The 22,898-nt window shown below is 63.4% G+C and carries 18 protein-coding genes; 4 read left to right on the top strand and 14 right to left on the bottom strand.

The features are described from left to right. Nucleotides 1–84 precede the first annotated feature (84 nt). From HNQ39_RS22575 to HNQ39_RS22540, 8 genes are all read right to left on the bottom strand, one after another. Nucleotides 85–513: a DUF5990 family protein gene (locus HNQ39_RS22575; protein ID WP_184202325.1), complete on the bottom strand. Its 429-nt coding sequence runs from the start codon at nt 511–513 to the stop codon at nt 85–87. Nucleotides 514–545: 32 nt separating this feature from the next. Next, nucleotides 546–863 (bottom strand): hypothetical protein, encoded by a 318-nt coding sequence (locus HNQ39_RS22570; RefSeq protein ID WP_184202323.1) that lies wholly within the window; start codon nt 861–863, stop codon nt 546–548. Nucleotides 864–867: 4 nt separating this feature from the next. Then, nucleotides 868–2,196, bottom strand: coding sequence for a glucuronyl esterase domain-containing protein (locus HNQ39_RS22565; RefSeq protein WP_184202321.1), 1,329 nt, complete (start codon nt 2,194–2,196; stop codon nt 868–870). Nucleotides 2,197–2,205: 9 nt separating this feature from the next. Then, nucleotides 2,206–3,564 carry a glycoside hydrolase gene (locus HNQ39_RS22560; RefSeq protein ID WP_184202319.1) on the bottom strand — a complete coding sequence of 453 codons (1,359 nt, stop codon included), beginning with the start codon at nt 3,562–3,564 and terminating at the stop codon, nt 2,206–2,208. After that, a complete protein-coding gene (locus tag HNQ39_RS22555) occupies nt 3,561–5,357 on the bottom strand; it encodes a hypothetical protein (RefSeq protein WP_184202317.1) in 1,797 nt (598 codons plus the stop codon). The genes HNQ39_RS22560 and HNQ39_RS22555 overlap by 4 nt, the downstream gene beginning before the upstream one ends. Continuing rightward, on the bottom strand, nt 5,344–6,165 hold the full coding sequence (locus tag HNQ39_RS22550; protein ID WP_184202315.1) for a DUF1559 family PulG-like putative transporter: 822 nt from the start codon (nt 6,163–6,165) through the stop codon (nt 5,344–5,346). The genes HNQ39_RS22555 and HNQ39_RS22550 overlap by 14 nt, the downstream gene beginning before the upstream one ends. 42 nt (nt 6,166–6,207) lie before the next feature. Continuing rightward, entirely contained in the window at nt 6,208–7,245 is a 1,038-nt protein-coding gene (locus tag HNQ39_RS22545; protein ID WP_184202313.1) for a LacI family DNA-binding transcriptional regulator, read from the bottom strand. A 90-nt stretch (nt 7,246–7,335) separates the two neighbouring features. Then, on the bottom strand, nt 7,336–8,433 hold the full coding sequence (locus tag HNQ39_RS22540) for an Mrp/NBP35 family ATP-binding protein (protein ID WP_184202311.1): 1,098 nt from the start codon (nt 8,431–8,433) through the stop codon (nt 7,336–7,338). A gap of 128 nt (nt 8,434–8,561) precedes the next feature. Here HNQ39_RS22540 and HNQ39_RS22535 point away from each other — a divergent pair, with 128 nt between their 5' ends. Then, nucleotides 8,562–9,764, top strand: coding sequence for a polysaccharide biosynthesis/export family protein (locus tag HNQ39_RS22535; protein WP_184202309.1), 1,203 nt, complete (start codon nt 8,562–8,564; stop codon nt 9,762–9,764). Here the strand turns inward: HNQ39_RS22535 and HNQ39_RS22530 are convergent. Together HNQ39_RS22530 and HNQ39_RS22525 are read right to left on the bottom strand one after the other, a co-directional pair. After that, nucleotides 9,761–11,104, bottom strand: a complete 1,344-nt coding sequence (locus HNQ39_RS22530) for a hemolysin family protein (protein WP_184202307.1) — start codon at nt 11,102–11,104, stop codon at nt 9,761–9,763. The two genes, HNQ39_RS22535 and HNQ39_RS22530, sit on opposite strands and share 4 nt — an antisense overlap. Before the next feature lie 4 nt (nt 11,105–11,108). Continuing rightward, nucleotides 11,109–11,864 (bottom strand): diacylglycerol kinase, encoded by a 756-nt coding sequence (locus tag HNQ39_RS22525; protein ID WP_184202305.1) that lies wholly within the window; start codon nt 11,862–11,864, stop codon nt 11,109–11,111. A 63-nt stretch (nt 11,865–11,927) separates the two neighbouring features. Between HNQ39_RS22525 and HNQ39_RS22520 the strand changes: the two genes are divergently transcribed. Next, nucleotides 11,928–12,521 (top strand): Uma2 family endonuclease, encoded by a 594-nt coding sequence (locus HNQ39_RS22520; protein ID WP_184202303.1) that lies wholly within the window; start codon nt 11,928–11,930, stop codon nt 12,519–12,521. On the opposite strand, the gene HNQ39_RS22515 is transcribed toward HNQ39_RS22520, so the two are convergent. The 3 genes from HNQ39_RS22515 to HNQ39_RS22505 form a co-directional block, all read right to left on the bottom strand. Further along, the gene (locus HNQ39_RS22515) at nt 12,518–13,843 is read right to left on the bottom strand and encodes a DUF1552 domain-containing protein (protein WP_184202301.1); all 1,326 of its coding nucleotides are present in this window, start codon (nt 13,841–13,843) and stop codon (nt 12,518–12,520) included. The genes HNQ39_RS22520 and HNQ39_RS22515 overlap by 4 nt on opposite strands. 166 nt (nt 13,844–14,009) lie before the next feature. Continuing rightward, entirely contained in the window at nt 14,010–16,562 is a 2,553-nt protein-coding gene (locus HNQ39_RS22510) for a DUF1592 domain-containing protein (protein WP_184202299.1), read from the bottom strand. Beyond that, nucleotides 16,559–18,082, bottom strand: a complete 1,524-nt coding sequence (locus HNQ39_RS22505; protein WP_184202297.1) for an alpha/beta hydrolase family protein — start codon at nt 18,080–18,082, stop codon at nt 16,559–16,561. Before HNQ39_RS22505 ends, HNQ39_RS22510 begins: the two co-directional genes overlap by 4 nt. A gap of 99 nt (nt 18,083–18,181) precedes the next feature. Here HNQ39_RS22505 and gyrA point away from each other — a divergent pair, with 99 nt between their 5' ends. Beyond that, nucleotides 18,182–20,737 (top strand): DNA gyrase subunit A, encoded by a 2,556-nt coding sequence (gene gyrA, locus HNQ39_RS22500; protein ID WP_184202295.1) that lies wholly within the window; start codon nt 18,182–18,184, stop codon nt 20,735–20,737. A gap of 77 nt (nt 20,738–20,814) precedes the next feature. On the opposite strand, the gene HNQ39_RS22495 is transcribed toward gyrA, so the two are convergent. Further along, the gene (locus tag HNQ39_RS22495; protein WP_184202293.1) at nt 20,815–22,302 is read right to left on the bottom strand and encodes a DUF4419 domain-containing protein; all 1,488 of its coding nucleotides are present in this window, start codon (nt 22,300–22,302) and stop codon (nt 20,815–20,817) included. An 81-nt stretch (nt 22,303–22,383) separates the two neighbouring features. Here HNQ39_RS22495 and HNQ39_RS22490 point away from each other — a divergent pair, with 81 nt between their 5' ends. Next, nucleotides 22,384–22,896: an adenine phosphoribosyltransferase gene (locus HNQ39_RS22490; RefSeq protein WP_184202291.1), complete on the top strand. Its 513-nt coding sequence runs from the start codon at nt 22,384–22,386 to the stop codon at nt 22,894–22,896. Nucleotides 22,897–22,898: the final 2 nt, after the last annotated feature.

Raw genomic sequence — 22,898 nt, 5'->3', positions numbered from 1 at the left:
CACAAAGCCCGTGCCGGGCTACGGAACCACACTCTCCAGCCCGGTACGGGCTTCGCGGCGGAACGCCACGGCAGACGCCGGTTTTCAACCGGCGGTCCAGGGGGTGAGAAGGGGGACACTGGCAAAGAACGGGCCGCCATCTTTGGCAGTGCCCGCGACCCGCGCCTCCAGCGCCCTGCCCGACTCCAGCGTTGCCTGAACCAGCTCTGCCGAGATGCCCCAGAGCGGCACCTTCGCCCGCCGCGTCCATGCCGCGTCCGGCTGCCCCGCCAGAGTCCCCGAGCGGACGTAGACAAACCGCGCAGCTGCCGGTCCTTGCGCAAACTCCCCCGTGAAGCGCACGGGAGTGGCAGCAAGATCGGCTACGACCAACGAGAACTCAAAGACAAGTGCATCTGTGGAATCTTCGATTGGCCCCAGAAGCCCGTCTTTGCCGCGCTGTAGGGCTAGTGTCACGCCTGCTGGGGGGACCATAACTGAAAGGCGAAGGGGAAGCTCAATTTTGCTACTCATCTTTGTATCTTCTTTCGCTCCCGTTCAAGGGGTCAGGATGGCAACGAGAAAAGGCTTTGTTGGGGACAATCTCGACGGACCGTACCATCGGCGAACTTGGCGAGGGATTCTTGGTAGCTGCCTGTTGTCACGTCGAAAACGGTCTCAAATTCCTGAGAGAGCGTTCCCTGTTCATCGAAGAGAAAGCCTTTCACGCGATGAAGCTGGAGCTCCCGAATGGATGCACTTCGGTCCCAGACATGCTCCTTGTCGTAGTAGTCAGACAGGGGGAGAATGTCGGAGTAGACGCAGTTGCCTTCTGGATTGAAGCCCATGAGAACGGCCTGACTTTTGATCGCGCGTGCATCCATTCTCCTATTTCCAGTAGCGCTCGGCCCAGGTGAGCAGATAGGGCCAGTTGGGGCCGACGGTATGGCCGCCTTCGTGCTGACGAAATGCAAGCTCGCCGCTGGTGAGCCCTTCGCCGATCTTGGGCATCTCCGCACTAGGGAGGGGCTTCTTGCCCAGGAACGAGTACACCGGCCCGGCGGCGACCCCGGCGAGGAACTGCCCCTTGCTATCGACCCAGTTGCCCTCCACAAACGGTGAGCCGCAGCTGATAAAGACCGGGCGCGGGGCACAGAGCGCGATTAGCTCATGGGCATCGACAGGGAGGTCGTTGGGCCCAAGGGAGCCTGCGGCGTACTTCACGAAGTTCCCCGCCATCCAGTGGTACTCACCGGAGCTGGCGACATTCTCGATCTGCTCGCCGAAGTGCCGCCGGTAGAGCTTCGCCCCGCCCGTCCCCGACGAGCCGATAAAGCCGACTGAGAAGCGCGGCTCGTAGGCCATGGTGACCAGCGCGGCTTTTCCGTAGCGGGAGAGCCCCTCGATCGCGACCTGCTTGGCGTTCACGTCCTTGTCGGTCTCGAAGTAGTCCAGGGCGCGGCTGGCACCCCAGGCCCAAGCCTTCAGTGCGCCCCAGTCATCGGGCTTGCGCGGCTCGCCCTTATTGACCAGGCCGATGATGCCCTCACGCAGTCCCGCGCCATTGTCGGCCTGCACCGATGCGGGGGAGAGGATGGCGTAGCCCCAGCCTTTCTCTAAAACTTGCTCCTGCCAGCTCTTGCCCGTGCCAAGCGGCGGGGCGAAGGCGGGCGCACCCGGGCGGGTGGGGAAGATGAAGCCAAACTCCAGGACCACGGGCACGGGCTTGGTCGCGCTCTCGGGCGTCGTGAGCGTGAGCTGGATATCGACCTTGATGCTGGGAAACGCTTTGTTGTCCACGTGCCCGACCAGCTTCTTGGTGACCACGGCAATCTCGCCCTTTTTCTCCTTGATGGTCTCAGTCACCTCCCAGGTCACTCTGGGCGTGTTTTTGGGGGTGCGGCCGTACATCTCGCGGTCGAAGTCCTCGAAGAGCTCCTTGCGCCGTGCCTCCCAGTCCTTCCTGCTGGCAACTTTCTTACCGTTTTTGAGAGTCAGGGCATCGGGGAGGGTGTAGGGGGTGACCTTGGCCTCGTCGGCGTTGGCGGCGTTAGGCGCCTTGGGATCGCCGCTGGGGCCGGGGCGGAGGCCGTCGAGCTTGAGCTGCTCCAACAGGTGCTTGTGGTCGGCCTGGGTCTTGGCTTGCTGCTCCGGCGACGGCCCAAAGCGTGGCGGCTGGGTGACCAAGGCGGCGGGCAGAGGGAGAAGAATCATCATCGTTTCCTTTCAAAAAAAGCGCACGGTGACCAGGGAGCGCTTGAGCAGGGTCAGGGTGTTATCGGGGGGCAGCTTGCCCAGCGGACGCCAGCGCTCACCGTCCTCGCCCTGGCTGGAGCGAAAGATTTCTGCGCTATTGTAGCCCAGCGGCGGGGTGAGGGCGACCTTCTTTTCTTTGTCCGTCGGGTTGAGTAAGACCGCGACCGCTTGTTTCTGCTGCGGCTGCACAAACGCGGAGAGGCGAATCTCAGGATCGGCGCACTCGGCCTCGACCCGGCTCCAGCCCTCGCCTACAAAGGCGGAGTAGTGCTTCATGGCGTAGAAGCGCTCGCGCCGCTCGATGACCCCGGTGTTGGGATCGAAGTAGACCATGCCCCAGCTCGGGGTGTGGAAGGAGCGCGACGCCATCCAGATAAAGTAGGCACTGGCCTCCCCGATCACCAGCGTGTCGTGGATCTGGGTGGCGAGCTTGAGAAACGTATCGCCCTCCAAGAACTCCGTCTGCAGCAGGGGCGTCTTGGGGAACGCGACCCGCTGGGCCTTAAGCGCGTTGTGGAACTGTGTCTGGTCGGCTTTTTCCGCGCCGGAGCCGTAGATATGGAAGGCGAGGGCGTCCAGGCGCGCGAGGACATCGGGGGTGACATAGCTCTGCACACGCCCCTTGCCACTCCCATCCACTTGAATCGTGAAGGGCTCCGGCCCGACAATCTTGGGGGCGTTCTTTCCCAGGGTCTTACGAATCAAGTCCGAGACCGCGGCGAGCGCCTTGTCGTAGCCGGCCAGCGCGTAGCCCTCGCGGGTCTTGCCCTCGGTAGGGAGGAAGCGGCAGCCTTCGTAGGGCACGGAGAGATCCAGCTCGTTCTGGAGGGAGATGTAGTCGGGGTAGGCGCCGCTGAGCTTCTTGAACTGCTGGACACTCTCCAGCCACCAGTGCGCGTAGTCGTCGTAGACATAGCTCGCACCGTCGGCGGTGGGCTTGAGGGTCGCGTTCTCCAGGCCTTTGTCGGTCCCATCGGAGCGCCCGGAGACCAGGTTATTGCTCTTGAGCCGCGCCGGTGGGCTCCACGCCGTGAACATCGTCCGCACCGGTGCCTTGGCACCGCGCCCCTTGCCGCGGCCGTACTTGAGGGCACCGCGGGCGAAGTCCTGGATTAGGGTATCGAAGCGTGTTTGCTGGCCAGCGTAGTCGTGGAAGTTGCGGAGCCGGTAGAAGTCCAGCTTTAGGTCCTGGAAGAGCGCCTCGTAGACCTTATCGCGCCCCGGAAAATCGTGGAGCAGGTCGCCGTTGAAGGTCTGGGAGCCGCCAAAGCCGAGCATGGGCTGGCGGAGGGCAGAGAGATTGAGTCTTGCGTTGGGGATTTGTTTCATTGCGGAATTTCCGGGCGTGGGTACCCATGGAGAGAGAGTTCTTCGTCGTTGACTGTCAGCGGCTCGCTCCAGCCAAAGTGTACCTGACCGAGCGAGGGCGAGGGGTAGGTGACAGCGAGCGGCGTCTTATGTGTCGGCGTCGCGGCAACCACTGCCTCGCAGAAGGCCGTGAAGCTCCCGAACGCCGCTTCGTCGCCCAGCTCACAGAGCCAGAGGTTCTCGTGGGCCTCGGCGCGGAGCTCATCATCGCCATGCCAGCTAGGTTTGTGCTGTGAGTAGAGCGCCAGGTAGCTTGCCCCAAGTCGGGCGAAGACCCAGTGGCCGCTCTCATCGACTTCGCCAAAAGCGCGACGCGGGAAGTAGGCATGGGAGAAGGGCAGGGGGGCATCGGCGGGGGCGCGGTGGAGGCAGATGAGCACGTTTTTGTGCTGCGCGGCGCGGGGGAGCCACTTGTTACCCGCCCAGAAGTTGGGGCGCTCGCTGTGGGCGCTGCTCTGGGAGTAGCCGCCGGGCTGGTTGGTAAAGACCACGGCATCGACGCTGAGGGTCGCCTGCCAGACATGTTGCTGGTAGCCCAGCCCGCCGGGCCGGAAGTCCTGGGCGCACGAGAGCTGGTAGTGCGGCGTCTGGTAGGTCAGCACATCCACCGGCCCGAGCACCGTGTTGATCGCCTCGCCATCGTCGAGCACCTCCGCCTCGCGGATGAAGTTCTGGAGCCAGGTATCCTCAGCGGCGGTCGCCAGCGCAAACGCTGTCTTTCGTAGTTTTGGGTGCCGTGCGTTCTGCACCGCCCAGAAGAGTAGCGAGTCGTCTAGATTATCGAGATCGATCCCGCTGGCCTCGGCGTCGCCCGGGCCGACGCCGTAGCGGCACTGCCTCTCCCCACTCGCACCACTCGTGACTCTCTCCGGCTGATCGCTCGTTCCTCGCTGCGAAGAGGGAAGGGGGTAGGTGCTGGTTGCGAGGGCGGTTGCGGCGAAGGTGGGGTGCGAGAGATCGGGCTCCCCGTCGCCAAAGACCAGCCAAGTGAGCGTGCTTAGCGGATCGTGGCGGCGGCCCGTGAGAAACTCAGCGTAAGTGCGGCCTTGGCTCACTCCCACGACGCCGTTGAAGCTATGCCGAGCGACCTCGGAGAGCAGAAAGTCAACGTGCTTGCGGGCCTCGTCGCGGATTGCCGCATCCTGGGCAAAGTCGTAGAGGCTGACGAGGGCGAGCAGGTCCTCATCGAAGTAGCACGAGAGCCACTCGGCGTAGCCAAAGCGTCGCCGGTGGCTAAACCAGCGCTGGCAGCGCTCCGTGGCCTTTGCGACATGCCATGCGCCGATCTGCTGGGTACCTGGAAAGACACGCTCCGGGAAGAGCTGGCCTGCGAGAAGCTCGGCGCAGTGAAAGAGAATCTGGTGGTTCTCGGTGTGGAAGCACATTCCCTGGATGCCGCGCCCGCTGGCATCGCGCTGATCCCACCAGTAGCAGAAATTCAGCGCAGCCTCGGTGATTGCCTCGCGCTCACTCACACCCAGGCGTGCGGCGGCGTGGGGACGCAAGAGAATTCGTAGTAGCGCGACCAGCACAAAGTCGGCGCAGTCACGGCGCTGCGTGATCCGCGCGAGAGACGTTTCGAGCAAGTGCGGTGGGATCGGGGCATCGCCCGTCTCCAGCACTGCGATGAGCTGAAACGCCTCCAAGGGCAGGAGCCGGAAGATTCCTTCCTCCGGCTCGCTGCCCTCCGGGAGACGCAGGGCGTTTATTGCCTGCGTCTCCAGATAGCGCTGCGCTCGCTCAGTCCTGGTCATCGAGAGTCCAAGGGCCACAAGGACGGGTGCGGATACAGGGGGAGCCCGTGGCATCGAGGCCGTTGCCGCCCACGCCCTTGCCGAGTGTCGCCTCAGGGCGCATGGACTTGGCATGGCCATCGGCGAAGACATAGTTCCAGCTCAGCGAGTGGGCGGGATTCTTGAGGTTGGTACAGCGGTTGTTCGAGGTCACGGTGCAGTTCTGGGCGTTGAAGGCGTTGTTCTGGTTGTCCGTGGCGAGGATAAAGGGACGCTTCACCCCGACATAGTTGGTTCCAAGAATGCCTTCGTCCTGGTGCGCCTCGGCGAGCAGGAAGGTATCAGCCGGGGAGCTGAAGGCTGCCAGTGACTTACCCGCGATGTAGGCACCAGTTCCCGCCGCGGTCCAGCTTGCCCACGGTGCCCGGTCGGGGCCAGCGGTCCAGAAGATGGCGGCATAGGACTGTTTGGGGTTGCCTCCGTTCAGGCGCGGGGTGGCATCGCTGGGGCAGGCCCAGATCGAGTTGGTGGCCGTCTGCGTGCCGTACTGTTGCACCTTCTGAACGTAGGGGCTGGTCAGCGAGGGGAGAGCCGCGTTGTAGGGGCCGTAGCTCTGCGCCATCGGCAGGACTTCGTCGTAGTCTTGCAGGTACATCATCAGCCCCAGTCCGATCTGCTTCATGTTGGAGAGGCAGGCGGTCTGACGGGCTTTCTCACGCGCTTGGGCGAAGACAGGGAAGAGAATGGCGGCCAAGATGGCGATAATGGCAATGACAACAAGTAGCTCAATGAGTGTGAAGGCTCGTCGTGTTGTAGACAGATTTTTCATTTTTTTAGGGATCTTTCTTTGTTGTGCTGTTTCTTGAGAAGGCTACACGGGCGCGGTGCTGGCGCGGATGTGTAGCTGGAGCGCCGGGACAGCCACCCGGCACTGCGCAACGGGAGCGCCCTCGATCAGGCGCAGAAGGGAGCGGACACTCTCCCGCCCAATGGCCTCGCCCCCAGGATCGACACTGGTGAGACCCGCGCTGGCATGGGCATTGTCCACGCCGACCACAGAAAGGGGCCAGCCCAGCGCACGGGCATGGGCGAGCGCGGCGAGCGCGAGGGTGTCGTTGGCACAGAAGAGCGCGGTCGGACGGCTGGGCTGGGTGGACCAGTGCTGGAGCAGCTCGGCCACACAGCGGTCTTGCCAGCTCCCATTAAAGCCCTCTAGGGCGGGATCGTAGGCATCGTGCGCCTGGAGCCACTGGCGGTAGCCTCTGAGCCGTCCCAGGCCGATCTCACCGACGATGCCATCATCGCCGCTGGCCCGTGGCCCCGCGAGGTGCCCAATGCGCCGGTGCCCGAGCTCCCAGAGATGCTCTAGCGCCAGTGCCGCCGTGGTGGCTTCGTCGGTGTAGACCGTGCCACAGCCCTCCGGCAGCTCCTGAGAGCGGGTGAGCAAGACGGTGGGTAGCCCCGCAGACGCCAGCCGGGTCGGGCGCTGGTTGGGGTCGCTGTGGGTGTTGGCATGGTAGAGCACGCCATCGACGCGCCCGTCGAGAAACGCATCGGTGCTGGCCCCGCACCGCACCGACGCCGGAAAGTGCAGGAGGGAGTAGTCGATGGCATCGGCCTCGGCGACAATCCCACGCCAGAGCTGCTCGTAGAAGTGCCCACCAAAGTCCAGCTCGGGGTCGAGCGGGCTCAGCATGCAGACCCCAAAGGTGCGGGTGGCGCGGCGCTGAACGCTGCTGACCAGGGAGCTGGGCGTGTAGTTGAGCGCCTCGACTGCACGGCGAATCCGCTCCGCCGTCTCCGGCGAGCAGACACTCTCGCGCCCGCCCACAAACAGAGAGACCGTCGTCACCGACACCCCCGCCTGCTGTGCCACTTCCTTGATTGTTGCTTTTCGAAAACGCCGCATAGCGCCCAAGGCTCTCCTAAACCATTTTAGTAAAACATTTTACTAGATGGAGAGGATAGTAGCACGAGCGCTTGCGTTTGTCAAGGAAGCCTACATCACGGTGAGGGGGCGGAACTTGCGGGCCTGGATGCTGATCTGCTGGGCGAGCTTGCCCGCGACCTCGTGAAACACCACGGCCTGGGCGCTCTCGGGGTCGGTGATGAGCACGGGCTCGCCGCAGTCGGATGCCTCACGGGTGGCGATCTCAAGCGGGATGCGGCCCAGAAACGGGACTTGCAGTGCCTCCGCCGCCTCTTGGCCGCCACTGCGCCCGAAGATGTAGTAGGTCTTGCCCGTATCCGGGGCGACAAAGTAGGCCATGTTCTCGACAATCCCCAGGATCGGGACATTGGACTTTTGAAATGCCTTGAGGCTCTTGACCGCGATACTGGCCGCGACATCCTGCGGGGTCATGACAATCACCGCGCCGCTGAGTGGGATCGCATCGACCAGGGAGATCGTCACATCACCCGTGCCTGGCGGCATGTCCACCAGGAGATAGTCCAGCTCACCCCAGGCGACATCCCCGAGGAACTGGTTCACGACCTTTCCGAGCATCGGCCCGCGTAGCATCAGCGGCTGGCCCGCCTCGACCATGAAGCCCACCGAGACGCACGAGACCCCGTGGCGCTCCAGCGGGTTGATCTTGGGGATCACATTGCCGTCGACCTGGCGCTCCGCGATCTGCTCCAGCTGCTCGTCCTCTAGCCCCAGGAGCATCGGGATGGTCGGGCCGTAGACATCGGCGTCCATCACCCCGACCCGTGCGCCGGCCTGTGCTAGCGCGATCGCCAGGTTGGTGGTGACCGTGGACTTGCCGACCCCGCCCTTGCCCGATGCGATCGCGATCACGTGCTTGACCTTGGGGAGGACTTTTCCGCCCTGAGCCCGCCGGGAGACCACGTTGGCGGTGAGCTCGACCTTGATGTTGGTGACACCCTCGATCGCTCCGACCGCGGCGCGGCAGTCCGCCTCGATCTTGGCCTTCATGGGGCAGGCGGGGGTTGTCAGCTCGACCACAAAGGCGACATTGCCCTCGCAGATACGGACATTCTTGATCATGTTCAGGCTGACCAGGTCTTTGCCTAGGTCAGGGTCGGGGACAGTGCGCAGGGCAGCCAGCACCTGTGCCTCAGTTACTTCTGGCATACTTCTCTTTCAATTACTAGGTTTTCTTCAAATTACGGGGTTTTCTTCCGAAGATGAAACACGGGAACCTCGCTTTAGGTTCCGCAGGTATAGCACGACGAGAGCTTTCACACCTTGTGGAGAAAACAATGAGATCATTCTACTTTATCACCGGACTGGCGCTCGTGAGTAGCCTGCCTGCCCTGGCTCAGACCAGCACCGCGCCCCAGACCCCCCCGCAGGCCCCGATTGGCCAGCTGGTCCAGGACCCGATCACCGAGCCCATCCAGAAGAACGACCACCTGCGGGTGATTGTCGCGGGGGAGGTAAAGTACTCCGCCGAGCTGGTTACGGTGAGCGAGGACGGCACGATCGAGCTGCCGTTTATCGGGCAGGTGCTGGTGGCCAACAACCCCACGGGGCGGGCGGCGCGCTTTATCGAGTCTCGCCTCAAGAGCGCCAAGTACCTGAAGAACCCGAGTGTGACCGTGCTAATTGTCGCCCGCAAGGCCCGAGAGGTGATTGTCAATGGGGCGGTTGCCGGACAAGGGCGCCGGGTGCTGCGTGAGGGGACTCGGCTCTCTGATGTGCTAGAGGAGGCCAATCCCGCCCCGCTGGCCGATCTGGAGCATGTCGAGGTGCTGCGCGGTAAGGCGACCCTCAAGATCGACTACAAGAAGTACCGCAACGGGCAGGATAGCTCCCAGACCACCAACCCGATGCTCGAAGACGGCGACCGGGTCTATGTGCGCCTGGGGCAGCCGACCGAGGGAAGTGTCAAGATTGTGGGGGAGGTGAAGGACCTCACCAAGCCGCTTCTCCCGATCACCGAGGGCAACACGGTCAGCTATCTCTTGAGCATGGTGGGGGGGATCACGGAGCTCGGGGACCGCAAGAATGTCTTCCTGCTGCGCAAGGGCCAGCGCATCCCCGTTCCCTACGAGGAGATTGTCGCGGGGGCATCGGAGAAGGACATCAAGCTGCAGGACAAGGACGAGATCTATGTCCCGCGCCTGGAAAAGCCGCGCCAGTACACGGTCTACGGCGGGGTGCGGACCCCGGGGCCGTTTCCGCTCCAGGGCAAGATCACGGTCCTGCAAGCCGTTGCCAACGCGGGGCCGCTGGAGGGAGCCAAGCGCAAGGACATCCAGCTCGCACGTCGGCTCCCCGACGGCAGTCTGCCCGAGAAGGCGACCAAGATCAACCTGGAGAACGGCAAGCAGGCGGCGCTGGAGATTCAGGACGGCGACGTGCTCTACATCCCCGATCCCTCGCGCAAGAGTGGGTTTGACTTCAACCAGGCACTCAGTACGGTCGGGAGCCTGATCTGGATTCGCTCCCTGATCCGCTAGTCCTCGTCCACGGGCGGTGAGGGAAGGAGGGGCTCGGGGAGGCGGGTAGCGCGGATGGTCTTGATGCGCCGCCCCTCGAGCTTCTCCACCACAAACTCCACCCCCTCGGTCACCACACGCTCCCCAACTGCGGCTTCGTGGCCGAGCATGCCAAAGACATAGCCGCCGATCGTGGTGTAGTCCTCGTGCTCCAGGGCCGTGCCCAAGCGCTCGTTGATATCGTCGAGGCTGAGCCGGCTGTCAAAGAGTGTCTCCGTGGGCGAGAGGACCTTGAACTCCGGCTCGTCCACATCGTACTCGTCCTTGATCTCCCCGACAATCTCCTCTAACAAGTCCTCAATCGTCACAATCCCCGCCGTGCCCGCGTACTCGTCCTGGACAATGGCGAGCTGCTGGTGGGAGTGGCGCATGTGCTCCAAGAGATCAGCGACCCGGCGGTTCTCGGGGACAAAGTAGGGGGGACGAATCAGCTTGCCGATATTGAGGGGCCGGTCCTCGCCTGCCAGCAGGCGCAATAGATCCTTGGCGTGGAGAATCCCAATCACATTGTCGATCGTCCCGGCGTAGACCGCGATCCGTGAGTGCCCCGATGCCAAAATCAGCTCGACCACCTTCTCGGGCGGCGAGGTCACGGGAACCGCGGCCATGTCCACGCGGGGGGTCATGACCTCGCGCACCTCGGTCTCGGAGATCTCGATAATGTTCTTGATAATCTCCTCTTCGTCCTCATCGATTCCCCCGCCCTTGCCTTGGTCATCGACAAACTTCTCGAACTCGCCGCGGGTCATCATGGGCGCCTCGAAGCGTGCCTGGGGCGCGATCGTGCGGGCGAGGCCCAGGATCAGGGCGGAGAAGGGGGTAAAGAGGGTCGTGCAGGCGCGGACTAGGGGGGCCAGGCGCATGGCCCAGTGGTCGGGGGCTTGGAGCGCCAGGGTCTTGGGGAGCATCCCGCCAAGAGCCATCGCCAGCACCGCGACCGGGATCGTGATGATGGCCGAGGCCACGACCCGCGAGTAGTCGTTGTTTCGGTCGTGGAGCACGCTCTGGACGAGAGGAACCAGCGGGTGCGAGAGGACAGTCGCGGCGACCGCAGCGGCGGTGAAGCCACAGAGGGTCACCCCCACCTGGGTCGTGGCGATCATGCGCGGCTGGTTCTCCAGGAGGGTCTGGACCGCCTTTGCACCACGCCGCCCCTCTTCCACCAGCTGCTCGACTCGGGTGGAGCGGAGGGAGAGAAGCGCGGCCTCGGCCATGGCAAAGGCCCCCATGAGCAAGATGAGGAGCAGGACCAGCAAACTACTGGCCAAGAGAATCGTCGGGGGAATACTAGCAGGGTCCATAGAATTACTTGGGGTGAGGGAACCAGGGCGAGGGCAGGTGTGCTCCCAGCCACTGGGGGACTTTGAGCACCAGGGCCGCGAGCGCCAGCGCGATCACCGCGCCAGCCACGACCTCGCGGAGCGTGTGGATCTTTGCCTCCACACGCGACTGTGCAACCAGCGCCGCCAGCCCCAGCGCGAGCAGCGCCACGGCGGGCTGTGGCACGAGAAAGACAATCACGCCAGCCAGATAGAACGCGATTGCGGAGTGCCCGGAGATCACGCCACCTTGCAGGAGTGAGCCCTTGCGCCCGGCGATCTTGCCCACGAGCACGAGCAGGAGCAGCAGGACAAACGCGCCCATAAAGACCGGGACAGTGGGCGGCTGGATCAGGCGCAGGCTCAGGGTCTCGGGGCGCACCGCTCCCCAGAAGACCACCGCGCCCACCAGCACCGCCGTGATCGCGGAGATCAAAACGGCACCTGCGGCGATATCCTTGATGAACTTGGCGGCGGGGTGGTAGCTCTGGGTGATCATGTCCACGGTCGCCTCGATCGCGGTATTGAACATCTCGGTGATGAGCACCAGGGCGGCGCAGAAGACCAGCGCCAGCATCTCCACCCGTGGGAGGCGCAGGATCAGCCCCGCGAGAAAGACCAGGGAGAAGGCGATCGTGTGAAAGCGCATGTTCCGCTGGGTGCGAAACGCGTGTGCGATTCCCTCGACCGCATGGCGAAACGAGACGATCGGGTTCTTGGCGCGCCAGGTAGAGTGGCTCATTGTCTGGCTGTATTGTAGCCTATCCGAGCGCCTTGGTCGAGCCGTGAGCGGTATAATGGGAGAATGGCCTCCCAGACCCAAGAAAAAATGCCCGTGCTTCCTCCACAGCAAGGCAAGGTGCGCTGGACACGTGCCACCTTCCACTGGCTCTGTGAGAGTGGCGTTCTTGGGGATGGCCGCCACGAGCTTATCGACGGTGAGATTATCTCCACCATGCCCAATGAACCACACCTTTTTGTCAACTCACGGCTGTTCTTGGCACTGATTCAAATCTTCGGGGAAGACTTTACGCGCATGGGGGGCTCCCTGGCAATCAGTGATACCCAGGAGCCTCAGCCCGATGTTGCGGTCACACGCCACCCTATCACGGACTATCTGACCTCGGGGATTCCTGGTCCGGAGGAGTTTGTGCTTGTTGTCGAGGTCTCAAGTGCCACACTGCACAAGGACAAGACCGAGAAAGCGCTCCTCTACGCCACGGCTACCATCCCGGAGTACTGGGTTGTGGACATTACGGGGCGTCGCGTCCAAGTCTACCGGGACCCAGTGGCAGGCGAGTACCGAAGCGTCCGGGTCTACGATGAAACCCAGAGCGTCTCGTCGTTGGCGGCACCGGAGGCACTACTCCGGGTGAGTCGTTTTCTTCCGCCCCGCTAGACCAGCCCCTGCAGCGTCCCCGAGGCATCGCTGAATTTTTCGGTCTCCACACCGGCTTTTTGAAGGAGCGTCAGGAGCGCATTGGAGAGCGGGGGATGCTTGTCGGGATCGAAGGCGAGGTGCCGTCCGTGCTTAAGCCCGAGCGCCTTTCCGCCGGCGAGGAGCAGGGGCAGGTTCTTGGGCGAGTGGTCTCCCGTGCCCGTCCCCGAGTTCATCCCCGAGCCAAAGACAATCATCGTCCGGTCCAGCATCCGGCTCTCGGCCTCTTGGGTGGCGGCGAGGAGCTTGACAAAGCGCTCTAGGCGGCCTAGGTGGAACTTGTCGATCTCCGCGAGCTTCTTGAGCTTTTCCGGGCTACCGTCGTGGTGGGAGAGCTCGTGGTGGTTCTCCCCGCCGCCGCCAAAGCCGCCCGCCTCTCGGGACCACTCGAAGGTAATGACACGGGTCGTGTCGGTGACAAACGAGAGATAGCTGAGCTGGAGCATGACATCGAGCCACATGGGGCGGTCGTGTGCGTTGGCGGGCTGCATGTTGAGGCCGAGGTTCGTCTCGGGGACTTTGGGCTTGGGGACATCAATCCAGCCTTGGAGTCGCCCGACCAGCTGCTCAGTCTCCCGCACCGATGTGTAGTACTCATCGAGCTTTTTCTTGTCGTCGGTGCCGAGTTTTTTATCGAGCGCCTTGGCCTCGGCGGAGATCTCATCGAGGATCGAGCGGCGCTGGGTGTAGCGGCGGAGCGCGGCGGCCCGATCGGCGGCGTTCTCGGGCACGAAGAGGCGCTCGAAAAGCCGTCGTGGGGAGTTTTCGGAGGGCAGCGGGGTGCCGTTGCGGTCAAACGAGAGCGTGTGCGAGTGTCCCGCGCTTCCGGTCCCGGAGAGGTCGGAGAGCTGGAGCGACGGATACCGGGTTGCTTTGGCGTGTGCTGCGGCGATAATCTGGTCCACCGAGATGGAGTTGGTGTAGTCCGAGCCGGGCTTGCTCTTGAGGTTCGCACCTGTCAGCCACGTGTCCGCCCCCGAGTGCCCGCCCTCGGACTGGGGATGGCCCAGCCCCGAGAGCACCGTGAACTCGTCGCGGATGCCCGCCAGCGCCTGGAGTGTCGGGGAGAGGGTGTAGCTCTCGCCCGCGTCCTTGGGCACCCACTCGGCGATATTGACCCCGTTGGGGATGTAGCAGCAGATCAGGCGCGGGTGCTTCACATCGCAGCGCTCCCACGGCTGGAACTTGCTCTCGTCGGCCTCGCCCCGGCGCGGGAGCATTGCCTCCAGCATCGGCAACAATAGACTTGCGCCTGCGGCGCGCAAAACAAACCGTCGGTTCATTGAGGGGTCTCCTGGGGCATCACAGCCGGGCGGCTAAAGCGGCCCGCTGTTTCGGCAGGCAGGCTGAAGCCCGCTGAGGGTAGGGTATGAAACAACGAGGCCCATTTATGGGTCTTGCCGCACCAGCGGGCCGCTTTAGCCGCCCGGCTGCGAGGAAAGGTTATGTTCATTTTATCCGAAAAGCCTCCGATGTCACTGTGAACTCGATCAGCGAGCGCAGGGTGTTCTTGTTGGCTTTCATGGACTTTACCGCGCCCTGGACGAGGGGCCGATCGGCAAGAGAGAGCTCGCGGCCTAGGGCAAATGTCAGGAGCTTGGTCGAGAGACAGGTGAGGAAGTCGTCGCTGCGGGCGAGGAGCGCGTCTTGGAGGCCGTCCACACCGGTGATCTTGGTGCCATCGGGGAGCTGTGAGCTGGCGTCGATCAGCGGGTCGTTTTGCTCGACACGGCCCTTGTAGCCAAAGCCCTCACGCTCGCGCCACGCCCCGGAGGCGTCGAAGTTCTCCAGCGAGAAGCCCAGCGGGTCGATGCGGCTGTGGCAGCGGGCGCACTGAGGGCGGGTGCGGTGGATTTCGAGGCGCTTACGGACGGTCGCTTTCTCGATCCCCGGCACGCGCGCCGCGATCTCGCCCGCATTGGCCACGGGGAGCCCCGGATCGGCCCCGAGCAAGGTCTTCATGATCCAGGTGCCCCGCTTCACCGGCGACGTGCGCGTGCCATTCGACGTGATCGTGAGGATGCTGGCCTGGGTGGGGACGCCGCCACGGTGGACTCCTGCGGGGACAGCGACGCGCCGGAACGTATCGCCCTTGACACCGGGAATCCCATAGGCCCGTGCGAGGCGCTCGTTGACCACGACAAAGTTGGACTTGATCAGATTCAGCGCATCTAAATCACTCTTTAGAATCTCCGCAAAGAACGCCTCGGACTCCCCCACGATCGAGAGCTCAAAGTGCCGGTCGTAGCCGGGGAAGAGATCGGCGGCGGGGGGATTGGCCCCGACCTGATTCAGACCCAGCCACTGCCCGGCGAAGCGCCGTACAAACTCCGACGAGCGCGGGTCGGCGAGCAGGCGGTCGGTCTGCTGCTTGAGAGTGGTCGGATTGCTGAGCTTTCCCGAGTCGGCGAGCTGGCTGAGAGTGGTGTCGGGCGGCGCGGCCCAGAGGAAGTAGGAGAGGCGAGCGGCGAGCGCGTGGTCGGTGAGCTTTCCGGGCGTCTCCATGAGAAAGAGGAAGTTGGGCGAGGCCAGAATAGCGGTGAGAGGAGCCTTGATCGCCTCGACAAAGCTGAGCTTGTCTTGTCGCGCCTGGTCAAAGAGCGCCAGCTTGCCGGCCAGCTCCGCCTCTGCGATGGGGCGGCGGTAGGCGCGGCGCATGAATGCCGCAAGCACCTGCTTGGCGTACTCCCGCTCGTTGCTCTGGCGCAGGGGCGATGGAAAGAGAATGCGGGTGTGGCTGGTAGGGGGCCAGGCATCGTAGATCGGGCCTTCGAGCTCGAACCAGTCGATCAGAAGCTCCGGGCGGGCGAAGTCGTCGTGGCCCTGGCACCAGAAGTTCTCCAAGACGCGTGGGATGTCGTAGGCGTAGTGGAAGTTGATTCCCGCCGACTGGGTGGTGAAGCGCGCGGGAAACTCGTAGGTCTTGGGGCCTTCGGTGATATCCACCTCTGCCACCGTGCGCGGCTGCGAGCCGAGGTGCTGCACCACTTTCACGCGTGGCGGGCCGTAGCCGTAGATCGGGTCGGTGGCGAAGTGCTTCAGGTCGCGCTGGTAGGCCTCCTGGTGGTACTTGGCACCGTTGGGGTTCTGCTGGAGCTGCTGGTCACGGCGCGCAGCCAGGATCTTCTCGGCGGCGGCGGTCACTTGCTGGCGATTGGGCACACGCCCGGCGGCACGGAGCCGGACAATATAGTTTCCCTCGACCGGCACCGCGAAGTTGCGCGCATCGACTCCCTTGTCCCAGCTCTCGTGGTGCACGACGATCCAGTCGCCCTCTTCGGTGTTCTTGCCGCCATTGACAATCACGAAGTTGTTCTTGGTATCGAGCTTCACCCGTCGTGAGTCCATGGCGGTGTTCTTTGGGTCGAAGCGCCAGAGAATCTTCTCGGGGCGCGGCTGGCCCTCCTCGACCAGCGCTTGATCCAGGATCTGCTTGGCGGCGTTGGCGTAGAGCTCGACATGGAGCGGGGAGACCGTCAGATTGCGCGCATTGTTGTCAAAGCCGCCCCCCGACGGGTCGGCAGGGAAGCCCGACGTATCAAAATCCACGCCGGTGAGGTCCTTGATGGAGTTCTTGTACTCATCGCGGGTGAGCCGCCGGATCACGGGCGCTTTGTCTTTAAGCGCGTCCTCGGCCTTCTTGGTCTCCGCTGCCACCCCGTCCACAAACGCCGCCACCTCGGCGGCGGTCGGCTGCATTGCCTCGCGTGGGGGCATGAGCTGGCTGTTGAGCTGGTTCACCGCCTCCGCCCACTTGGCCTTGAGCGCCCGATCTTTGAAGCTCTCCGGCGTCAGTGCTTCGGTGCGAAAGTTCCCCTTCGCTTTCTCCCCCGTGTGGCACGGAGCGCAGTACTTGTCCAGAAATGCCTGCCCCCCCCTAGCCCCCGCCCGGCGGGGGATTCCAATAGGTTTTTCCTTATTGTCCCCCCGCCCGGCGGGGGTTAGGGGGGAAAATGCAAACAGCACCGCCCCCAGCGTCAGGCCAAGCGCGAGGCGCTTCACTTGAGCTTCTCCACAAGCCAGTCGGTTCCGAGGCGCAGCGTAGGCTTCGGGATCGTGTGGTCGGCTTCGTCGTACCAGAAGATTGTGGGGTTTGTACCCACGGCTGAATGGAGCTTCTTGGCGGCGGCTTCGGGGACGGTCGGGTCGTTGTGGCCGTTGACAAAGGCGATCGGGCGGTCGGTGACATAGGGGGCGAAGAGGGCGGGGCGGCAGGTTGCGGGGAGCGTGTCCAGCTCGCCGCCGACACAGGGAAGCGCCACCCGGATGCGCTCGTCAATTGCGGTGAGGATCGTCCCCATCATCGCGCCCATCGAGAAGCCGATCAGCCCGACTTTCTCGGGATTTAATTCCGGGCGCTCTAGGAGATTCGGCAGGAGCTGGCGGTAGTCTTGGATCGTCGTGGTGAAGATCGCCTCGGTGTCGGTGACCGGCTTGCGCTCGCCGTGGCCCGCGGCATCCAGAGCAATGGCGGCGATCCCGCGGCTGGCGAACTCGCGCTTCATCGTATTTAGCATCCGCTCCTTGCTGTGGCCCTTGCCATGCAGCACGAGGACAAGCGGAAAGGGGCCGGTGCCGTCTTTGGGGCGCACGTAGAGCCCGCTGACCGGCTCTTTGGCGGCATTGGTGAAGCTCACTCTCTCCACCCGTGCATCGGCATCCTCGACCGGCGCAAAGCGCAGCGTGGCGGGGTCGGGCGCGGCGAAGCGATCGGCGGCGGCGGGGAGCTTTAGCCGGAGAGTGAGCCAGGAGAGGCCCTTCCTTACCTCCTCAGCAGGCAAGAGATGGCCGGACTCGATCCAGTTGACGACCTTGGGGGCTTTTGCGGCGCTGAGGAGCACCTTCGAGGCAGCCGGCGTTACTGTCGTGTCCTTGGTGCCATTGGCAAAGTAGACCGGGCGTGGGGTGGCGTGGCCGATAAAGTTGCTTGGGGACGCCAGCGCGGCACCGGGGAAGGTGACAAAGGGATCGCCCCCGACACAGAGAGTCGCGGCCTGGAAGCGTGGCTCGACTCCCATGAGAATGCTGCCCTGGAACGCGCCCATCGAGTACCCCAGCAGCCCGATGCGGTTCTTATTCACCTCGGGGCGGGTGCTGAGCCAGTCCAGCGCTTGGCGCCAGTCCTTGACCGTATCCGGGACCACTTTCAGAAACGCGGCTTGGGGGCTCTTGCCCTCCACCTTGCGCTCGCCGTGCAGGGCCGCATCCAGGGCGAGGACCGCGAAGCCTTGCTTGACCAGCTCCGGGGCCATGAGTGCGAAGAGCTGCTCCTTGCTTCCGCCGAGGCCATGTAGCAGTGCGACACACGGGAAGGGGCCAGGACCATCGGGCCTCTGGTAGAGCGCGGTGACCGTCTCCCCACGCAGGTTGGTGAAGCTAAGCTTGAGCCGGCTACCGTCGCTGGTTTCCTTGGCGCTCAGAGGCGCGTGGGAGTCGTAGGCAAACGCCTTAGTGAGGGTCTCCCAGCTCGGGGCTTGCGGTGCCTGCACGAGCGCGATCATGGCGGGAAGAGGGGGTAACATAACCCATTTTAGCGCATTTCATGGTAAAATACTGGGATGATTTCCGCTCTCCGGCACGACAACGGAGTACCCCGGTAGCCTTTTGTTTGAGGATATTCTATGCCCGATGATTTAACGAACCCCGCTGAAGCTACGCCTGAAGATGAGAATCTTCCGGAGACGCCGGAGGCCCTGGCTGAGCCGGGTGTCGCGGTGATGACCTACGATGGCCCCAAGATCGAGATCAGCGAGGAGATGCGCACCAGCTACATGGGCTACGCGATGTCGACCATCGTCTCCCGCGCCCTCCCCGATGTCCGCGATGGCCTCAAGCCGGTCCAGCGGCGCATTCTCTACGCCATGCGCGAGCTGGGGCTCTCGCCCAACAACCGCCACCTGAAGTCCGCAAAGATCGTCGGGGAGACCATTGGTAACTTCCACCCCCACGGCGACCAGGCCATCTACATGACCATGGTGCGTATGGCGCAGGACTTCTCGCTGCGCTACCCGCTGGTCGACGGCCAGGGGAACTTCGGCTCGATCGACGACGACCCACCGGCGGCCTACCGCTACACGGAAGCACGTATGACCCCGCTGGCGATGGAGCTCCTCGAAGACATTGAGAAGGACACCGTTGATTTTGTCCCCACCTTCGACAACGAGCGCCGGGAGCCGTCAGTGCTGCCCGGGAAGTTCCCCAACCTGATCTGCAACGGGGCCACCGGAATTGCCGTGGGAATGGCGACCAACATGCCGCCCCACAACCTCACCGAGGTCTGCAACGCCCTGATCCACCAGCTCCGCCACCCCGAGGTCACTACCGAGGAGCTCATGGCCTTCATCCCCGGCCCAGACTTCCCGACCTCCGGGCTCATCCTGGGCCAGAAGGGGATTCGCGCGGCCTACGAGACCGGGCGTGGCTCGGTGACCATGCAGGCCAAGGTCCATTTTGAGCAGATGGACAACAACAAGACCGCGATCATCATCACCGAGCTGCCCTACCAGGTGATCAAGAGCAAGCTGATCGAGCAGATCGGCCTGCTGGCGCGGGAGAAAAAAGTCGAGGGGATCACCGGGGTCAACGACTACACCGACAAGACCGGGATGCGCGTGGTGATCGAGCTGCGCCGCGATGTCCTGCCGCAGAAGGTCCTCAACTACCTGCTCAAGCACACCCCGATGCGCATGAACTTCGGCGTGATCCTGCTCTCGCTGGTCGATGGCGGCCGCGGCCCCAAGACCCTGGGGCTCAAGGGGATCCTGCAGGAGTACATCGAGCACCGCCGGACGATCATCACGCGCCGGACGCGCTTTGAGCTGGCCCGCGCCAAGGCCCGTGCCCATATCCTGGAGGGCCTCCAAATCGCGGTGCAGAACCTCGATGAGGTCATCCAGATCATCCGCCAGTCCCGCAGCACCGAGATGGCGCGTGGCCGCCTGATCGAGCGCTTCGCCTTCACCGGAATCCAGGCCGAGGCGATCCTCAACATGCAGCTGCGCCAGCTCACGGGCCTGGAGCAGGACAAGATCGAGGGCGAGTACAAGGAGCTCCTGAAAGAGATCGCGCGCCTCGAGGACATCCTCAACGACCAGCGTCGTGTGGATGCGCTGATCCAGAAGGACCTTGAGTACCTGCGCGAGAAGTTTGGCGATGCCCGCCGCACCCGGATCGAGAAGACCGAGGCGGAGGAGATCAACCTGGAGGACTTGATCGCCGACGAAGAGATGCTGATCACGATTACCCGTGATGGCTATATTCGCCGCCTGAAGATGGACACGTTCCCGACCCAGGGCCGCGGAGGCAAGGGGCGGATCGCGGGCAAGACCAAGGAGGAGGATGCCTTCGAGCACCTCTTCATGGCCTCGACCCACGACTACATCCTCTTCTTCACCGACCGGGGCCGGGTCTACCGCCTGAAGGCCTTCGAGGTGCCTGAGTCCAGCCGGACCGCGATGGGGATGAACATCATCAACCTGATTCAGATCCTCCCCGATGAGCACATCACTGCGACCGTCCCGATCCGCAACCTGAAGAACGCCGAGGGGTACTTCTTCATGGGGACGGTGCGGGGGGAGATCAAGCGCACCCGGATCGCGGAGTTTGCGAACCTGCGCGCCAATGGCCTCGTGACCTTCGACATGAACGAGGGCGATAAGCTCAACTGGGTGAAGCTGACCGATGGCGAGCAGAATATCGTGCTGACAACCATCAAGGGCATGGCGATTCGCTTCAAGGAGTCCGATGTGCGCGCCAGTGGCCGGGCATCGGGCGGTGTCCGTGGGATTGTCTTGGACGGCGACGACGACCGTGTGGTGGGGATGGATATCGCCTCCGACGACTCCGACCTGCTGGTGGTGGGTGCCAATGGCCTCGGCAAGCGGACATCGATGGAGGCCTACAAGACCCAGGGCCGCGGCGGCAAGGGCCTCAAGACGATGGACATCACGGCGCGCACTGGCAACCTGATCGCCGCGTGTGTGGTGCCGCGCGAGGGGCAAGAGAACCTGCGCCTGGTGATTGTCACCGAGCATGGCACCGGGATTCGTGTCAAGGTCAGCGAGATCAAGACCACTCAGAGCCGCTCGACCCAAGGCGTCAAGCTGATCGAGCTCCGTGAGGGCGACTCGGTCAAGACGGTCGAGTACTTCGACGCCAGCAAGAAGCCCGAGGACTAGGGTAGCCCCCCTAACCCCCGCCGGGCGGGGGGACAAATAGGAATGGCTGGAGGCAAACGCCTCCGGCCATTTTTGTTTTAGAGCTGGCTGAGGTCGCCCCGCCCGGCGATCAGCCGCTCCAGAACCTCCAGAACTGTGCCTTCCAGCTCACGCGTATCGGTTAGGTCTTGGTGGTAGTGGCTGTCGTCTGGGGGGACAGTTGGGTACTTGCCTAAAGTAATCGTCTGCAGCCAGGTAGAGAGGGGACCACTGCTCAGCGCGACGCAAAGAACCCAGCCATCTGGCCCCTCTGCAAAAACAGTTCCCTGAGCGATGTGACCGATTTGCGGTATCTTTAGCTCCCAGGAATGGGAAGTATTGGGAAAGAGGGTCATGCGGGAGAACCGCTGGGTAAAGGCGACTAGCTCCGCGGGGAGGCTCTCCCAGCAGCTAGGGTGACTCTCTGTGGCGGCATCGGAAGGAAAGGCTCCACTGCACCGGTTCCAGAAGGCATCGATTCGATCTGGCTCACAGACGCTCCAGCCGATAAGGGGTGCGAGTGCTCCTGTCTGTGCGTCCTGGGTGACACCCAGAAACCCTGCGAGGAGATTGAGACGAAACTCACCGGGGCGTAGCGTAATCGGGGCGCAGGCGAGGCCGGAAGGGAACGTCTTGGGGGAGACTCCCGCGCGACCCATCGGGTGGTCGTCCTTGCTGACAAGTGCCCAGTCTTGGCGGGGGATAGCGAGGGTGTCGTTGCGGTAGTGCTCACCGCTATCCCCGAAGTAGGGAAAGAGATCGCTGATCCAACCCGTGGCCACATCACCGCCATAGGCGTAGGCGGGCTTGTAGATCGCTTGCCAGAACTTGGTATCGGGGCTGCCCTCGGCGGTTTTGACGAGCTCATCGAGGATCGGGCGCAGGCGAGAGACCCACCAGCCGAGGTCGTAGGGCTCCAAAAGCTCGATACGCTGGCGAATCTTGCGCCAGTCGTCGGGTGTGCCCAAGAGAGTGACCGCGGGGATGCCGCAGATGCAGAGGAGGACATAGTCGAAGTAGCGCTGGAAGGCATCCAGGAGCGCGACCTCGCTGGCGGTGCGGATCGCCGAGGTGGTGGTGGAGAAGTTGCAGACCAGTGCGGCGTGGAGCTGGGGATCGATGTACTCCCGCACGCTCGCCGACCAGAGCGCGATCGCATCGGGCCAGGTCTCGTCGGTGGGGAAGCTCTCCATCCCCACGACAAGCTCCCGCTTGCCTTCGTGGGAGACGAGCAGAGGACGGAGCGCTTCGGCGTTCTCGTTGACATGGTGTGCGAAACCCTGCTGGATCGTCAGCCAGATCGCATCGGGGGAGAGGACGAGCGGGCGGTGGTCGGCGAAGGCACGGTGGATCGCCTCGATCAGCGGATGAAAGGTCGCGTTGGCAACGACGGGCTTGTCGTGGTGAGGAAGGTTGATAAAGGTGCGTCCACTGCGCCGCTCCAGGGAAGTGAGAAGAGACTCTTGTTTTAGCCGCGTTTGTGCTGGAGCGACATCGTCCACCGCAAACGTTGTCCCCGTTGTTAACATCTTTGTCCGCGTTTCCATACGCTAGTATACAGGTCCATTTATGGGTCTTGCCGCACCAGCGGGCCGCTTTAGCCGCCCGAAACAGTGTAGAATAGAGCCATGAAAGCCGCAACCCTCATCCGTGATATCCCCGATTTCCCCCAGCCGGGGATTATGTTTAAAGACATCACCCCCGTCCTTGCCGACCCAGTCGCCTTTGCCGAGGTGATCGCCGCGCTCTCCGAGGACATCAAGCGCCTCCGCCCCGATGTGATTGTCGGGATCGAGTCCCGTGGGTTTCTTTTTGGTGCCCCTGTTGCCCACGAGCTGGGAGTCGGGTTTGTGCCGTTTCGCAAGGCGGGGAAGCTCCCCTACAAGACTGTCACCCAGGAGTACGCGCTGGAGTACGGAACTGCGACTGTCGAGGCCCATGTCGATGCCATCAAGCCGGGGCAGCGGGTGGTGATTGTCGATGATGTCCTCGCGACCGGGGGGACGGCCGTGGCGGCGGGGCAGCTGGTCGAGAAGCTGGGCGGCGCGACTGTTGGATTTGCCTTCTTTATCGAGCTGGCGTTTCTGGCGGGCCGTAGCAAGCTGGTCGGGCGCGATATCACAACCCTGCTGAGCTACTAAAC

The organism is Armatimonas rosea, assembly GCF_014202505.1.
GTDB lineage: Bacteria > Armatimonadota > Armatimonadia > Armatimonadales > Armatimonadaceae > Armatimonas > Armatimonas rosea.
The sequence above is the reverse complement of the archived record's forward strand: the minus strand, read 5'-3'. Positions and strand labels throughout refer to the sequence as shown.

Bases quoted from the DNA above. Each gene is read 5' to 3' on its own strand.
- HNQ39_RS22575 (WP_184202325.1), bottom strand. From the start codon at position 513: ATGAGTAGCAAAATTGAGCTTCCCCTTCGCCTTTCAGTTATGGTCCCC.
- HNQ39_RS22570 (WP_184202323.1), bottom strand. From the start codon at position 863: ATGGATGCACGCGCGATCAAAAGTCAGGCCGTTCTCATGGGCTTCAAT.
- HNQ39_RS22565 (WP_184202321.1), bottom strand. From the start codon at position 2,196: ATGATGATTCTTCTCCCTCTGCCCGCCGCCTTGGTCACCCAGCCGCCA.
- HNQ39_RS22560 (WP_184202319.1), bottom strand. From the start codon at position 3,564: ATGAAACAAATCCCCAACGCAAGACTCAATCTCTCTGCCCTCCGCCAG.
- HNQ39_RS22555 (WP_184202317.1), bottom strand. From the start codon at position 5,357: ATGACCAGGACTGAGCGAGCGCAGCGCTATCTGGAGACGCAGGCAATA.
- HNQ39_RS22550 (WP_184202315.1), bottom strand. From the start codon at position 6,165: ATGAAAAATCTGTCTACAACACGACGAGCCTTCACACTCATTGAGCTA.
- HNQ39_RS22545 (WP_184202313.1), bottom strand. From the start codon at position 7,245: ATGCGGCGTTTTCGAAAAGCAACAATCAAGGAAGTGGCACAGCAGGCG.
- HNQ39_RS22540 (WP_184202311.1), bottom strand. From the start codon at position 8,433: ATGCCAGAAGTAACTGAGGCACAGGTGCTGGCTGCCCTGCGCACTGTC.
- HNQ39_RS22535 (WP_184202309.1), top strand. From the start codon at position 8,562: ATGAGATCATTCTACTTTATCACCGGACTGGCGCTCGTGAGTAGCCTG.
- HNQ39_RS22530 (WP_184202307.1), bottom strand. From the start codon at position 11,104: ATGGACCCTGCTAGTATTCCCCCGACGATTCTCTTGGCCAGTAGTTTG.
- HNQ39_RS22525 (WP_184202305.1), bottom strand. From the start codon at position 11,864: ATGAGCCACTCTACCTGGCGCGCCAAGAACCCGATCGTCTCGTTTCGC.
- HNQ39_RS22520 (WP_184202303.1), top strand. From the start codon at position 11,928: ATGGCCTCCCAGACCCAAGAAAAAATGCCCGTGCTTCCTCCACAGCAA.
- HNQ39_RS22515 (WP_184202301.1), bottom strand. From the start codon at position 13,843: ATGAACCGACGGTTTGTTTTGCGCGCCGCAGGCGCAAGTCTATTGTTG.
- HNQ39_RS22505 (WP_184202297.1), bottom strand. From the start codon at position 18,082: ATGTTACCCCCTCTTCCCGCCATGATCGCGCTCGTGCAGGCACCGCAA.
- gyrA (WP_184202295.1), top strand. From the start codon at position 18,182: ATGCCCGATGATTTAACGAACCCCGCTGAAGCTACGCCTGAAGATGAG.
- HNQ39_RS22495 (WP_184202293.1), bottom strand. From the start codon at position 22,302: ATGGAAACGCGGACAAAGATGTTAACAACGGGGACAACGTTTGCGGTG.
- HNQ39_RS22490 (WP_184202291.1), top strand. From the start codon at position 22,384: ATGAAAGCCGCAACCCTCATCCGTGATATCCCCGATTTCCCCCAGCCG.